A 13803-nucleotide genomic window follows, 5' to 3' on the forward strand; every position below is an offset into this window, starting at 1 on the left:
AGTGTGCCCATGTCTTGTGTAAGTGAGAGCCCAGACGGCTTTTCTTTAATACCTACTTATTTCCATACGCCCGCGCAAACTCCTTTATTCATGTCAATAAAGATTCCGGAAACAGGGAAAACCAGGAAGGTGGAGTGGAAATGAAAAACGATGAGAATTTTGAAACGGGTGCGAGCCATGGCCTGCCGCATAAAACACGAGCGGAGATGCATGAATCACTGCCGGTCGCCGTTAAAAACTGGCTCCAGACAACGGGGGCACTGGACCATGAGCCGATCCGAAGCGTTCGACTGAAACAGACGGGGACGATCAAGCTGAAACCGGAGCAACGGGATTGGACCGCTTCCGAATCGGAACAAATCAGCTACACCAATCCGCCCGCTTTCCGCTGGGATGTGAAGATGAAACTTGGCCCGGGCATCTATGTCACGGGAAAGGACAGCTTTGAAGGCGGCAAAGGCAGCATGCGCATCAAGCTCGGCGGCATCATGCCCATTTCGAAAACGATGGAAAACGAAAAGACCGACCAGTCGTCGCTGCAGCGCTACCTGATGGAACTCGCCTGGTACCCGACCGCCGCGCTCGGGCCCTATATTTCCTGGGAGGAAGAAGATGCCCACACGGCCATGGCTACGCTGAAATATGCCGGCTTGAAAGGCACCGCCACGTTTTATTTCGATGAACAATATGAATTGGTGAAAGTGGAGGCATGGCGATACAAAGAAAGCGATGAAGATTCACGCCTCGTGTTGTGTACCGGCACGATCAAGGATCAGCAACGCGTCGGCGGTTTGAAAGTTCCCGTGGAGATCGAAATCAGCTGGCTGCTCGAAAGCGGAACATTTACGTGGTACCGTTTCCGAGCCAGCGATATCCGATTTAATGACAGGTAGGCTTTTCGACAGCGGGGCAGTAGAAATGTTATGCTTAACAAAGTTCGCCGGCCACAACAGTGACGGAAAGAACGGAAGGATGATCGAAATGGCATTTTTGGACAAACTGACCGCATTAAAAGACAAGTCGATCGAAAAAGGCAAGGCCCACTGGGAAGAGAACAAAGACGATTACAAAGAAAAAGCATCTACCTATAAAGATAAAGCCATAGTCATGAAAGATGACGTAGCGAATAAGATAAAAGAGAAAACGAAGAAATAAACGGGTGCTGCATAACGATGCAGCGCTTTTTTGTGTGGGGAAATAATTAAAAAAAGCTTCCCGATAATCAGGAAGCCTTGATTTCATTGATTGGACGCGGCTGAAAGCTGAGCCCGTTCCTTCCGTCCATGCAGGACAAAATACAGGAGGGAAGCGGCGAGGGCGGTAACCCCGAGTATGGCGTACAGTGAACTGAAGCCGGTCAACGGGATGATGAATCCGAGTACATAAGGTCCGAAGCCCAGACCGGCGTCCAGAAAGATGAAGAAAGTCGAAGTCGCAAGGCCCATCCGGTGCGGCGGAGTCAGTTTGACGGCAATCGCCTGAGTAGTGGACTGGAGATTACCGAAACCTAAGCCGATCAAAACGGCGGACAGCAGAAAGATGATGCTGCTGCTGGCGGTGCTTAGAAGCAATAAACCTGCCGCAAGAAAGGCGAAAGCAGGATACATGACAAAATTGGCCCCTCGAATGTCCATTAAGCGGCCAGTAAATGGCCGGGATAATAGAACGGCAATCGCATAGACCACAAAAAAGAAGCTCGCCGTTTCCACCAGGTCGATTTCAATCGCATAGAAATTGATGAAAGAAAGAATGCTGGAAAAGCATAGAGCGGATGTCAACGTGATAATCGCGATAGGCAAAGCTTTCGGCTCCAGAAAATCAGCCAGTTTCAAGCCTCTTGCCTGACCGGTTTTCATGGAATAATCCACTGGCGGCACTTTTGTGAACAGAGCAAAAGTCAGGCTGACAATCCCGAATACGACACAAAGAGTGAAAATCATATCAAAGCTTGTATGCTGGCTCATATAGAGGCCGATGAACGGACCGATTGCCGTTGCAAGAGTCGAACTCATACTGAAATAGCCGATGCCTTCCCCTTTTCGTGTCATCGGAATGATCTGGGCAACAATCGTTCCTGCAGCTGTACTGGCCATGCCGAGCGTCATGCCATGAAGGAAACGGTTCATCAGCAAAAAGCTGAGATTAAGATTCACGAAATAAAGCAGGGTGGTCAATACAAATAAAATGAGGCCGATGACTAAGGTCCTCTTTCGGCCGATGTTTTCGATCAGCCGGCCGATGATGATCCGGCCTGTCATGGTCCCGATAATGGCAATACCGGTGACAAGTCCGGCTTGACTGGTGGTTGCGCCATATTCTGCAACAGCGTAAACAGCTATTGTCACGATCAAAAGGAAAAAGACTAACGTCAAGAAAAAATTGACTGTGGATATAAGGATGAATTCCTTCGTCCAGAGCTTTGGTTTTGTTTGATTCACCTGGTGTCTCCTTGTCTGTCAAAATATATTTTACTGAACTTCTTCAGGGAATAACTATAGCGGAGGAGCCATTGGAGTACAAGTCTGCAGAATCCAAACAGTGAACGGTGACTCGTGATGGATGTTTAGCATGGACCCTGGGCGTCAATAACAACTGTACAGAGGTTTATTCAGTTTAAAAAGGAGTGGGTGCAATGCGAAGCACAGCTGTAGCCTTATCGGAAGTGGTGGAATTTGCGGATGAATCGAAACAAAAAGGTTTGGAAGGGACCGTCTATCTTCAGCAGAAAGAAGCGGCGCAGGGAGGCCCGTCCTTTAGTGATGAAGATGCCAGCGGCGGCAAAGCCGTAGAGAAGATTCGACTGTTGCTTGAGACCACGGAAGATTCTATGTACTACGAAGACGAATTCGAGGATATGGATTTTTATAAAGACGCACTGGTCCAATTGGAGCGGCTGGAAACTTATTTTCCGATTGAGCGGCTATCGGAAGAGGAAATGAAGCAAAAGCTGGAAGACGAAGAGAAATGAAACAGACGCATTCCTTGCGAGGGAATGCGTTTTTTATCTTCGATTTTCGGGTGTTTATCGTCGATTTTTTTATATTTATCGTCGATTTACAGCCTTTTATCGTCGATTTCTTTAGTTATATCGTCGATTCCATCAAATCAGTCGGAAAAAGTAGCGGCTCGGGAGTTGCTTCACTTAAGATTTCGACTTTTATTTTCATGTGATAGCGCACCCCGATAGATGGTATAATTACAGGATATGTTGAGATTTCAGAACAGGTGATCAAATGGTTCAGGCACAGGCAATTACATATAAAACGTCTATCAGAATAACCAAAACCGCTTCAGAGAAAATGAGAGGGTTCGGCATCAGCGAACGCTCGTTTTTTAATGGGACAAAGCCGTTCAAATTGTTCATGGAACGCTATCCGACAGGTGCGGATGGCTCGCTTTCGGTTGCGCTGTTTTTCGGACCGGATGAAGCGGAGCGGCTGACCGGGAAAGAGGAGGAAGGCTCGATCGTGCTGCACTGCGTGTTCCGAAACCATCAATTGCTGGTGACGAATGTGACGCACAGGAAGGCCTTTCAATCTGTCGGCACGAACTGGCAGCGTGAGGAATCAGTTACGTTCATCGATTCGCGCGATCCGGTGCCGGTGGCGTTCATCAATCTGATCAACCGCATGACACCGGCAAAAGAGCGTTCCGATTATGTGAAGAAACGGATCTCCAGCTGGGAAGGCTATTTGAAAATCCAGGAACAAGGCATGGATATTCCGGATATCAAGTCTGCCTATTCGACACTCGCGTTCAGCCATGATTTCAGCCGCATCACGTTGACCGGCTGCCGGATGAACGATTCGGAATGGAAAAACTTGCGCAATTTGAGCGTGCGGCTTACCGGGATTGACGGCGACGTCGGCACGGTGATGAAAGTTTCGAAGAAGATTATTGAAGTCGAATTAAATACTTACATCATCAAACAGCTGCGTGAAAAAGGGCATAGCCTTACAAAGAAAGAAGCAGTGTTCAGCAATTTCGCGGCGCTCAGCCAAATCCGCCGTTTACGTCAGGGCTTCACGAATCTGGAAAAAGGGCTGGCGGTGAATCCCCAGCTCGACCGTCTTTTATTCGAAGAAAAGCCGAAAGTGGCACCATTGAAACAAATGGAGAAGCTGACTTTTCATAACCGGCTGAACGAGTTTCAGCAGCAGGCGGTGTCAGGTGCAATGGCGGCGGAAGATTTGTACGCGATCCAAGGGCCGCCTGGAACCGGGAAGACCACCGTCATCTCGGAAATCTGTCTGCAAAATGCGAAAAAAGGCTTGCGGACTCTTGTCGCTTCCCACTCGAATCTGGCGGTCGATAATGCGCTTGGCCGTTTATTGTCCAATAAAGATATCCGCATTCTGCGTGTCGGTCGGACGGAAAGCATCGAAGAAGACGGCAAAAAATTTATCGAAGAAAACGTAGGCCAATATTGGAAAGATAGTACGCTGAAAGAAATAACAGCGCAATACGAGACGCGTTCAAGGCGGCAGGCGAAAATCGCCAAGGAGCTGGAGGCGACTGAAAGAGCGTATGCGGAACTGCAGCCGGTTTACGAAAGTTTGAAGAAAGCGGTGGCCGAGAGAAAAGACGCGCTGGAACAAAAGAAGGCAATCGAGCTTTTATTGAATAAAGAACGACATAAGCTCGAGGCTTTCAATCTGCAAAAAGAACAATCCTTGCGGGAACAGCGTGACAGCAAACAAAAACTTGAAGCGTTGGAAGCGGCAATCACCAAAGATGAGGCTATTGTCGACAGCGGCAAGGATTTGGACTGCTTCCGTGAAGAGCAGCAGAAGATTGAAAAGGACATTCATCAATTGGAGCATGCTTTAGAGCTTAAGCAATTGGAAAAGCAGATTGCAGACAAACAACAGGAAATTTCAGTGATAGCAGATAAACGAAATCAGCTGGCGGGTTTGATTGACGCAAAAAAAGATGCACTGGAAGAAATTGAAGGCATCAAAAAAGTCGATGGCCTGATGCAGTTGATGGCAGAACAGAAAATTGAAGAAACAACGGCAATCACTTATTCGACCGGAAAACTCGACATGATCCGCGACAAGATGGCGGAGCAGAAAAACCTCGAGAAAGCTAATGCCAGCCTGACAGCGGCAATCGCCTATGTGGAAAAATTGCTGGCGTCCGCAGGTGTGGCGCTGGATAAGGTAAAAGAAACCGCATTGGCACAGGGCGGTTCGTTCAGTTTGGCAGAAATCGAAGACTTCATGGAAAAGCTGCGCGTCTTTATGAAGAGTTCGCCAAGCATCGATCCGGCTGCTCTTGGAAAAGCGTTGGCTGGTTTGTATAAACGGCAAAACGAATTGTGGCGAAGAGGCGCGGAACTGAAATCGCCGGAAGTTTATATTGAAGATTCCAAGCGGGCGTTCCAGGAATTGAAGCGGGCGATCACTGCTGAGCTGGTGAAACAGCAACAGCATTATGGTGCACTGAATGAAAAATGGCTGATCGAATTGGAAAAAATGCAGCAGGAGCTTTCAAATCTGGAAAGGCAAGCAACACCATTGCCGGCTGATTTCGATATTCCGGCTGATATTAACGAAGCCATCCGACTGCATAAAGCTGAACTTTCCAAGCTTAAAAAAGACAAAGCCGCATTCGAGCAAGTCGGAGAGCGGCTCGAAACGCAGCTAAAAGAACAGCTTGCCGAAAAGGATGCACACAGCAGTATCCAAAAAAGACTGGGCGAAATCGAAGCGGTTCTTGAACAAGTACAGGAACGGTTAAGCAGTAAGAAAAAGGAAATGGCAAAATTGGATAGCATCATCGCCGCTGATCCCGAAGCGGAATACGAAAAAACGGCGAAACAGCTAGCCAGCCTTTCATTCGACAGGGAGTCGCTGACGCAGGAGCAGAAAAGCCTGCCGCTGATGCAGACGATCCAAAAGAAATGGCTGGAATTGCTGGAAGGCGCCAATGACCACGATTTGGATGAAATCCGGAAATTGTATATCAAGCACGCCAACGTCATCGGGACGACCTGTGTCGCTTCGGCGCGCAAAGATTTCATCGATAATTATCCGGTATTTGATGTCGTCATCATCGATGAAGTGTCGAAAGCCACACCGCCGGAACTGCTGCTGCCGATGCTGAAAGGCAAAAAAGTCATCCTTGTCGGTGACCATCACCAATTGCCGCCGCTGCTTGGCAACGACACACTCGAAGAAACGCTCGAGGAAATGATCAAGGAAAACAGCGGCTTCGAGGAAAAACGCGAACTTGAGAAGCTGCTGGAAGAGTCGCTGTTTGAACGTTTGTATAAAAATCTGCCGGAGACAAATAAAACGATGCTTGCGATCCAGTACCGGATGCATGAAGACATCATGGAGACGATTGCGCCGTTCTATAAATTCGACAACGACCAATTGCAATGCGGGCTGGAAGATTCCGACCGGGACCGCGACCACTTCCTGGAATCACCGGGAGTGAAACGCGGCAACCACCTAATGTGGATCGATTTGCCGAATGAACCGGCGTATTTCGAAGAACGGATGAGCGGCGGAAAAAGTTTATTTAACCCCGCCGAACTGCAGGAAATCAGCCGATTGCTGGTTGAGTTGAATGACGCAGTCGGTGAGGCGAAGACGGCTGGCAGGATAGATGCTGATGAACTGAAAACGGTCGGCGTCATTTCATTTTACGGAGAACAAGTCAAACGGCTGCAGCGCATGATCGACCAGGAATTGCGCTTGCCGCATTTGACGATTCGCACAGGCACCGTCGACCGTTTCCAGGGCAGCGAAATGGAAATCATCCTGCTGAGCATGGTCCGGAACAATCAAAACAACCACGGCGATATCGGCTTTGCAAAAGATTACCGCCGTTTGAATGTGGCTTTATCGCGGGCGAAGCAATTGCTCGTCATGATCGGCAGCTCGGAAATGTTTACGAAGCGGGCGAAAAAAGAAGAAACGAAACGGATGTATCAGCATGTGCTTGCAACAGTTGAAAAGAAAAACGGCTTGAAAGTCTTGCAGAAGGGATGATCGGATGGAAAAATTGATAGGGAAGCTCAGCTCGGATTTAACGCAGAACCAGGATGTATCGATTCGGCAAACTCTTGTCTGGCAATTGCCGATCATTTTGTACGAGGTGTCATTCGACCGGGTCAAACGGCTGAAAATGGACATCCTGATGAAAATGCTTCTTTTCGCGTTTCAGCAGTCCGAAATCCGCCGCGCCGCTGTCCTGGCTGATATGCTGTCGGTGGAGGAGCTGTTCGTCAGCGACCTGATCGACAAGATGCAGCGGACCGGGCTGGTATTACTCGGGAAGAAAGGCTACGTGCTGACGCCGAAAGGCCATAATTATCTGGATAAAGGCATTTTCGAAGAAGCGCTGGACGGGGAACAGACAGTGATTTCCTATAGCGCGGCGCATGACACTTACTCGTTAAATGAAACAGAAAGCCCTGCGAACGATGGAGAGTTTCCACTATATCGATTTGCTGTGGAGAATGACGGGGAAGAAGCGCCGATGTTGGAGCTGCTCACAAATGAGAGGAGCTCAACAGAAGAAGGCTTTCAAATCCTCGTCTCTGGGATCGAGGATTTTGAAGAACTCGAAACCGTGTTTATTCCCTGCATCGAATTTCAAATGTACGACCGGAAGCAGGATGTTCTTTTTGCGCGGGTTTGGAATATCGGAACGGGTGCATGGGATGAGAAGCTGGAGCAACAGATTGAAGAGCGTGAACTTGTGGAGTGGCGAGAGGCGATGAAAGCGGAAGTTGTCGAATAGGAATAGATATGAAAAAGGTGCAGAAACGACCATCGTTTCTGCACCTTTTCGTATACGGAAAGTGGATATTTAATATTGTAACTAATAGTCACTTTTTCCCGTCTACTTTCTAGGGGGTGGCAAATTGAAGCTTTTGAAAGTATTAACTTACGGATTTATTCTTATATTGGTAGCATTGACATGCGCGGGTTGTTCAACTGAAACTTCGGGTGAAATCAAGCAAGATATGCCAGCTGATTTTAATTTTAAAGTTAGCTATGGTACTTATGGGAAGCAGAAAATAGACACTTTTAATGGAGTGGTAGTCAAAGACCTTGTTGAAGATGGAGAGATCAAAGCTGATATTGCTTTAACTGAAAACGAAATGAGACAAATTTTTAAAGAAATGATGGATATGGATATTATGGACGGTTTAAAGTTGGAAGAATTTGAAGAGTGCGCAACAGAACCAGCTTCATACACTGGGTGGACTATTCAAATGAACGGGGAAACAAAAACCTTTGATTTTTCAACTTTTTGCGAAAACTCGACTGAGATACGTGAACTTATTGAACTTGAAGAATTTATACACGAAATTGTCCTTGCAAAGAATGAATATAAGGAGCTTCCCGAAGCGAAGGGCTCTTATGAATAAGAAAAACTCGAACTGAGGCTATTAATATCGCTTTCTCTTAAAATTTTAGTCGTATAACCAGATATCGGCGTTCAAAAAATTATATCGGCGCTCAGCGGATTATATCGGCGTTCAGAAAATTATATCGGCGCTCAGCGAATTATATCGGCGTTCAGGAAAATATATCGACGTTCGCCAATTTTCCGCCCTCAAAATGAGAACAGCAAAAGGAGTGGAAACGATGACCGTTTCCACTCCTTTTCACAAATTACTGCTTATCATTTTTGTATTGCATGTAAACCACTTGCGTAGCAAGGAAATCTTCCATACCGTGTTTGCCGTCAGCTCCGCCGAGGCCTGATTGGCGCATGCCGGCGTGGTAGCCTTGCACAGCCTCGAAGTTCTCGCGGTTAACGTATGTCTCGCCGAATTTCATTTCATTGACGACGCGCATCGCTTCGTTAAGGTCGTCGGTGTAGATGGAAGAAGACAGGCCATAAATTGTGTCATTGGCTTTTTCAATTGCTTCGTCCAAAGTTTTGAATGTCGTGATGGGGAGGACTGGACCGAATACTTCTTCGCGGATGATATCCGAGTCGTGCGATACATTGGTCAGTATCGTCGGTTTGTAGAAGAAGCCGCTTCCGAAGTCCGGACGCTCTCCGCCCGCAGCAACCACAGCGCCTTGTTCGACAGCCTGCTTGACCATGCTTTCCACAGTTTCAAGACGGTCCTGGCTGATCAATGGTCCGACTTCCACGTCTTTATTTTCACGAGGATTGCCCAAGACCTTGGATTCGAATGCTTTCACCAGTTTCTCGGTCAATGCGTCGGCGACGCTTTCATGCACATAGAGGCGCTCGGCGTTCGTACAAGCCTGTCCGCCGTTAGCCAGCCTTGAAGTCGTGATCGCTTCGGCTGCCAAGTCCAAATCGGCATTTTGAGTGACGATGGCCGGTGCTTTACCGCCCAATTCCAAATTGACTTTGGTGATATTCTGCGCCGCCGCTTCCATCACTTTGGTTCCAGCTTGCACACTGCCGGTCATCGTGATCAACTGAACCTTTTTATGTGATGCCAGCGCATTGCCGATTTCAGAGCCGGTACCGGTAACTAAGTTGTAGACGCCTGCAGGAATTTCATTCATCGCATCAATGATTTTGGTGAACTCCATCGCTGTGTTGGGTGTTTGCTGACTCGGCTTGATGACGATGGTACAGCCGGTTACTAATGCAGTTGCGACTTTTCGCGCGAGAATAAAAACAGGGAAATTCCAGGGGATGATGCCGGCTACGACGCCGATCGGTTTCTTATAGATGAAGATATTCTCGTTCGGGCGGTCACTTGGAAGGATTTCGCCTTCGATTCTTCTGGCCCATTCGGACATGTAATGGAAGTAATCGATGGCCAGATCCACTTCACCGCTTGCAAGTTCGTAGTCTTTTCCTTGCTCTTCCTGCAATAAATCAATGAAAATATCACGTTTTTTAGCGATTTCATCACCAAGTCTGCGGATAATTTTTCCGCGTTCGATGTTCGGGGTCAGTTCCCAGGCCTGTTGCGCCTGGAATGCGGCTTCGACAGCTTTATCAACGTCTTGCTCGTTGCCTTTTGGAATTTGGGAGATTACTTCTTCAGTGGCTGGGTTGATGATGTCAATCCACTCAGTTCCGGTGGAATCTATATATTCGCCGTTCACATAAAGTTGATGTTTCTGCAAAGTAATTTCCTCCTAATTTTAAGACTATTGTATCTTTTCCCTGTGCCCTGATTATTAAACTGGAGATAGAGTGCGACTTTTCTACTGTATGCGTTAAACAACCCACCCGAATCAAAGGATTCGGGTGGGTCTGTTAAGGCTGCTTTAATTTTTCATTTATGGAAGATGGTTGTTCTGTGCGCTCACACACCAGTATTTCCCGCAGGAACAGACTTTTTTTCGCGATGCACCTGTCGGTTATTTTAAAGCCTGCGTTTTCTATCATATGGTCGATGGGTTCGATGGTCACGACCAGCAGTTTTTGTGTGAAAGGATGCGCGGCTTTCAGGATTTCCTGCTGTTCTTTTGCAGTTGCGTGAGTGTAAAGGTTATAAGGCATATCGATGATTGCGACATCGTACTGTTCTGTGATGTCGGCGATCGGTCCCAGTTGGACCGTTCCTTCCAATCCGAAATGGGCAATGTTTTCACGCGACCCTTCAACAACGAGTGGGTTGATGTCCCGCCCTTCCATATCGATGCCCATTGACAGTGCTTCAACGAGAACGGTGCCGATGCCGCAGCACGGATCAATCGCTCGGATTCCTTCAGGGGCAGGTACGGCAATATTGGCGACGGCGCGCGCGACTTTTGTGCTGAGCGCTGTTGAATATTCACGGGGTTTCTGCTGATGGCGGAACCAGACGGACTCACTCAATTGATATATACCAAAATACCAGCGGCCGCCAAACGGCATCAAACCGAAGGTGACATCCGGTTCGTGAACGTCTGCGCGTCCCTTGATGACAGCGCCAATTTTTCGTTCAATATCACGTTTCTCCTGGTATTCAACTTTATCAGCCAGAGCCAGGTCATTGATTTTGGGGAAAATCACTTTGAATGTAGCAGCGTCCATATCCACATCGGCTGCTTGCTCCAAAATACCGGATAGAGTGCCCGCTTCAAACAGAACTTCGAGCCGCTCTTTGATGAAGGGGCTTCTGCCCGGCATGATGTCTACTGTACTTTTAATCATTCGTTCCTCTGTATCTCTGCCGAAAAATGCGCGCATCTCCATATTACATAATTCTTTCTCGTCGCCGTGGTAAGCGTAAGTATAAATAAATTCACCGGTTGGTGTTAATCGCTTCAATTCATCCCGTCCTTCTAAGCCGTATTTAGCCATTATACCAATAACTGCAGTAAAGAAGGCGACCAGTGATTTACTTATGTCCCTTTAGAAAATTCCCTTACTAAAAAACTTTCCAGTTCTTCAGGCTTGTCACCGGTCAAACGTTCATAATCCTGGGTGACTTCGGCCATCAGGTTCTTTCCGGCTGCAGCGTATAAAGAAGCCAAAACTTCTCCGAATCCTTGGGGTTCATCATAAGTTGAAGCGAATTCTTCGGGCGTCATGGGTACATAGCGGATAGGCGAGCCGCCGACCCGGCTCAATATTTGGGCAAGTTCATCCATCGAATAGGCTTTTTCCCCAGTCAGCGTATACCTGCCGCCATAAAGTTCCGGTTTTGAAACGAGCTGCACAATCGCATGGGCAATATCATCCCGCGAAATGAAAGAAATCTTTCCTTCGCCAGCCGGATATAATAATCTTCCCCGGTCCAGTAACTCTGGAAGATAAGCTGCAAGCGGATCTGCATACATAGCATCCCGGATCAAAGAGTAATTTAACTTGCTTGAAGCCAGTCTTCTGGGTGCATAACCGAAAAAGGGACTCATTTTAAACGGGTTGTTTTCATGGTCTGCAATAAAACCGGCAAAGATGAATTGGCTGACTTTCGCTATTTCAGCAGCTTCCACAGCATTTTCGAATTCAGCAATCCGAACCGTATTCGGAAATGAGGTGCTCGGAATATAGACCAGCACATCGGTGTTCCGGAACGCTTCTGTCATTTCTTGCATATTATTGTAATCGGCTTTTCTTACCGTAACGCCCCGCTTCGCAAAATGCGCTGCTTTCTGGGGGTTTCTGACGGATAAAACAATTTCAGCAGGGGAAAAACACTTTATGGCAGCTTCTGTAATTTTTGTGCCCAATTGTCCTGTAGCTCCTGTGATGGTGAGGTTCATCATTATCGGCTCCTTCCGCATAGCTGGTTGAGGTCTGTTGTATTATTATCATGTGTTTGAAAAAAATCTCCCGGAAAACGAGTCCGAGAGATTTTTCTGTGGATGTGTCTATGCTTCACTTTTGATAATCGGGCAGCTCGGATCGCTGGCCCACTCATTCATCGAGCCGTCATAAACTGCGACGTTTGGCTGTCCAAGATTGTTCAGGAGCAGCGCGTTCCAGGTAGCGGCAATTCCGCCGCCGCAATATGTGATAACTTTTTTATCGGGATCGAGTGCGCCTGTTTCCTCGAAGGAGGCACGCAATTGGTCTTCATGATAAAGCGATTTTGTTTCTTCGTCTGCATGTGCGCCGAAAAAGACATTCGTGCTGCTCGGGATGTGGGCCGCCTGGAATTCTTCGGGTGACAGGCTGTTGAGCAGGACAGTTTTTTCGTCGTCCATCGCTTGTCTGACATCTTCTTTTGTGGCCAGCATTTCTGTTCGGCGTTTGCCGGAAAAATCTGCTGCCGGGTACGTCTGCTGCTCAGTTGACAAACCGCGGTTTTCAGCCTGCCACTTTTGCAGCCCTCCCTCGAGAATGGCAACATTATTAAATCCTTCGTAACGCATCTGCCAGGCAAGGCGTGAAGCCCAATAAGATGCTGCCACCGATTCACCGACCAGCGCATTCTGATCATAGATGACGGTATAAGTATCATCACCGATGCCAAGTTCGGTCATTTTTTTTACAAATTCATCACGCGTGGGCACAGTGAACGGCAAATCAGAGTCTTTATCCGAAAAATCACCCAACAAGTCAGCATAGACCGCTCCCAGGATATGTCCCTTCTCATAGGATGCCCGGCCGGTTTCAAGGTTCGGCGGGCCGCCGCCTTCGGGGAATTTCATAAAGACTGTCGCATCTACGATCCGCAGTTTCGGATCATATAAATGTTCTTCCAGCCATTCGGTTGTGACGATTAATGGAATATCATTCATCAGGAACTCCTCCTTTTCCTCTTTTATTCCACTCTAAAGTCAAAGAATTGGGACGTCAAAAGTTAAGTATGCCAATTAATGAAAAGAAAATTGTGCAATCGTTGAGCCGGATAGGTGAAAGGCAGTTGTTTGAAGTGGAAAGTTTGAAGGTATAGTACGACTGTCTAGAAAATTCAAAGGAGGAACTTTTAATGGATTTCAAAGATCATGGAAAAGAACCATATGTATTGAATATTGAAGACGCAACAGAAGAGAACAGTAATTTCCGGACCACAATCTGGACGGGTGAAAATCTCCAAGTCACGCTGATGAGCGTTGAGCCGGGAGACGACCTGGGACTGGAGAAACACGAAGGCGATCAATTCCTGCGCATTGAAGACGGCAAAGGCTTTGTACAGATGGGCGACAGCGAAGACAACCTGACGTTCGAAGAAAATGCAGAAGAAGATTATGCAATCATGATTCCTGCCGGAAAATACCATAACGTGACCAATAACGGCGATGAGCTGTTAAAAATCTATTCGATCTATGCACCACCGGAACATCCGGCCGGCACTGTCCACAAAACAAAAGCCGAAGCTGATGCTGCTGAAGAGGAAGAAGAATAATAGTGGAAACACAGAAGGCATCCATTCAATTGGATGCCTTTTTGATGTGTTGAGAT

13 protein-coding genes are annotated in these 13803 nt (G+C 47.5%); 8 read left to right on the forward strand and 5 right to left on the reverse strand.

Features of this window, described 5'->3' with window-relative positions:
* Positions 1–140: 140 nt before the first annotated feature.
* Both D2910_RS09045 and D2910_RS09050 read left to right on the forward strand, forming a co-directional pair.
* A complete protein-coding gene (locus tag D2910_RS09045; RefSeq protein ID WP_117313269.1) occupies positions 141–893 on the forward strand; it encodes a DUF6920 family protein in 753 nt (250 codons plus the stop codon).
* A 25-nt stretch (positions 894–918) separates the two neighbouring features.
* The gene (locus D2910_RS09050) at positions 919–1155 is read left to right on the forward strand and encodes a hypothetical protein (protein ID WP_117313270.1); all 237 of its coding nucleotides are present in this window, start codon (positions 919–921) and stop codon (positions 1153–1155) included.
* Positions 1156–1238: 83 nt separating this feature from the next.
* Here D2910_RS09050 and D2910_RS09055 read toward each other — a convergent pair whose 3' ends face one another.
* Positions 1239–2438 carry an MFS transporter gene (locus D2910_RS09055; protein ID WP_117313271.1) on the reverse strand — a complete coding sequence of 400 codons (1200 nt, stop codon included), beginning with the start codon at positions 2436–2438 and terminating at the stop codon, positions 1239–1241.
* A 194-nt stretch (positions 2439–2632) separates the two neighbouring features.
* Between D2910_RS09055 and D2910_RS09060 the strand changes: the two genes are divergently transcribed.
* From D2910_RS09060 to D2910_RS09080, 5 genes are all read left to right on the forward strand, one after another.
* Positions 2633–2968, forward strand: coding sequence for a hypothetical protein (locus D2910_RS09060; protein ID WP_117313272.1), 336 nt, complete (start codon positions 2633–2635; stop codon positions 2966–2968).
* Positions 2965–3171, forward strand: coding sequence for a hypothetical protein (locus tag D2910_RS09065; RefSeq protein WP_117313273.1), 207 nt, complete (start codon positions 2965–2967; stop codon positions 3169–3171). The genes D2910_RS09060 and D2910_RS09065 overlap by 4 nt, the downstream gene beginning before the upstream one ends.
* A gap of 62 nt (positions 3172–3233) precedes the next feature.
* Positions 3234–7001 carry an AAA domain-containing protein gene (locus D2910_RS09070; RefSeq protein WP_117313274.1) on the forward strand — a complete coding sequence of 1256 codons (3768 nt, stop codon included), beginning with the start codon at positions 3234–3236 and terminating at the stop codon, positions 6999–7001.
* A gap of 4 nt (positions 7002–7005) precedes the next feature.
* The gene (locus D2910_RS09075; RefSeq protein ID WP_117313275.1) at positions 7006–7755 is read left to right on the forward strand and encodes a hypothetical protein; all 750 of its coding nucleotides are present in this window, start codon (positions 7006–7008) and stop codon (positions 7753–7755) included.
* Positions 7756–7879: 124 nt separating this feature from the next.
* On the forward strand, positions 7880–8389 hold the full coding sequence (locus tag D2910_RS09080) for a hypothetical protein (RefSeq protein ID WP_240633587.1): 510 nt from the start codon (positions 7880–7882) through the stop codon (positions 8387–8389).
* A gap of 247 nt (positions 8390–8636) precedes the next feature.
* Here D2910_RS09080 and aldA read toward each other — a convergent pair whose 3' ends face one another.
* The 4 genes from aldA to D2910_RS09100 form a co-directional block, all read right to left on the reverse strand.
* On the reverse strand, positions 8637–10088 hold the full coding sequence (aldA, locus tag D2910_RS09085; protein ID WP_117313276.1) for an aldehyde dehydrogenase: 1452 nt from the start codon (positions 10086–10088) through the stop codon (positions 8637–8639).
* 133 nt (positions 10089–10221) lie between these two features.
* A complete protein-coding gene (locus D2910_RS09090; RefSeq protein ID WP_117313395.1) occupies positions 10222–11220 on the reverse strand; it encodes a TRM11 family SAM-dependent methyltransferase in 999 nt (332 codons plus the stop codon).
* Positions 11221–11294: 74 nt separating this feature from the next.
* Positions 11295–12158 carry an SDR family oxidoreductase gene (locus D2910_RS09095; RefSeq protein ID WP_117313277.1) on the reverse strand — a complete coding sequence of 288 codons (864 nt, stop codon included), beginning with the start codon at positions 12156–12158 and terminating at the stop codon, positions 11295–11297.
* Between the two features lie 108 nt (positions 12159–12266).
* Positions 12267–13139, reverse strand: coding sequence for a sulfurtransferase (locus D2910_RS09100; protein ID WP_101801819.1), 873 nt, complete (start codon positions 13137–13139; stop codon positions 12267–12269).
* 191 nt (positions 13140–13330) lie between these two features.
* On the opposite strand from D2910_RS09100, the gene D2910_RS09105 reads away from it, so the two are divergent.
* Positions 13331–13747 carry a cupin domain-containing protein gene (locus D2910_RS09105; protein ID WP_084242769.1) on the forward strand — a complete coding sequence of 139 codons (417 nt, stop codon included), beginning with the start codon at positions 13331–13333 and terminating at the stop codon, positions 13745–13747.
* Positions 13748–13803 lie beyond the last annotated feature (56 nt).

The organism is Planomicrobium okeanokoites, from assembly GCF_003428875.1.
Lineage (GTDB): Bacteria > Bacillota > Bacilli > Bacillales_A > Planococcaceae > Planococcus > Planococcus okeanokoites.

Coding starts and splice junctions, on each gene's coding strand:
- D2910_RS09045 (WP_117313269.1), top strand. CDS start 141: ATGAAAAACGATGAGAATTTTGAAACGGGTGCGAGCCATGGCCTGCCG.
- D2910_RS09050 (WP_117313270.1), top strand. CDS start 919: ATGTTATGCTTAACAAAGTTCGCCGGCCACAACAGTGACGGAAAGAAC.
- D2910_RS09060 (WP_117313272.1), top strand. CDS start 2,633: ATGCGAAGCACAGCTGTAGCCTTATCGGAAGTGGTGGAATTTGCGGAT.
- D2910_RS09065 (WP_117313273.1), top strand. CDS start 2,965: ATGAAACAGACGCATTCCTTGCGAGGGAATGCGTTTTTTATCTTCGAT.
- D2910_RS09070 (WP_117313274.1), top strand. CDS start 3,234: ATGGTTCAGGCACAGGCAATTACATATAAAACGTCTATCAGAATAACC.
- D2910_RS09075 (WP_117313275.1), top strand. CDS start 7,006: ATGGAAAAATTGATAGGGAAGCTCAGCTCGGATTTAACGCAGAACCAG.
- D2910_RS09095 (WP_117313277.1), bottom strand. CDS start 12,158: ATGAACCTCACCATCACAGGAGCTACAGGACAATTGGGCACAAAAATT.
- D2910_RS09100 (WP_101801819.1), bottom strand. CDS start 13,139: ATGAATGATATTCCATTAATCGTCACAACCGAATGGCTGGAAGAACAT.
- D2910_RS09105 (WP_084242769.1), top strand. CDS start 13,331: ATGGATTTCAAAGATCATGGAAAAGAACCATATGTATTGAATATTGAA.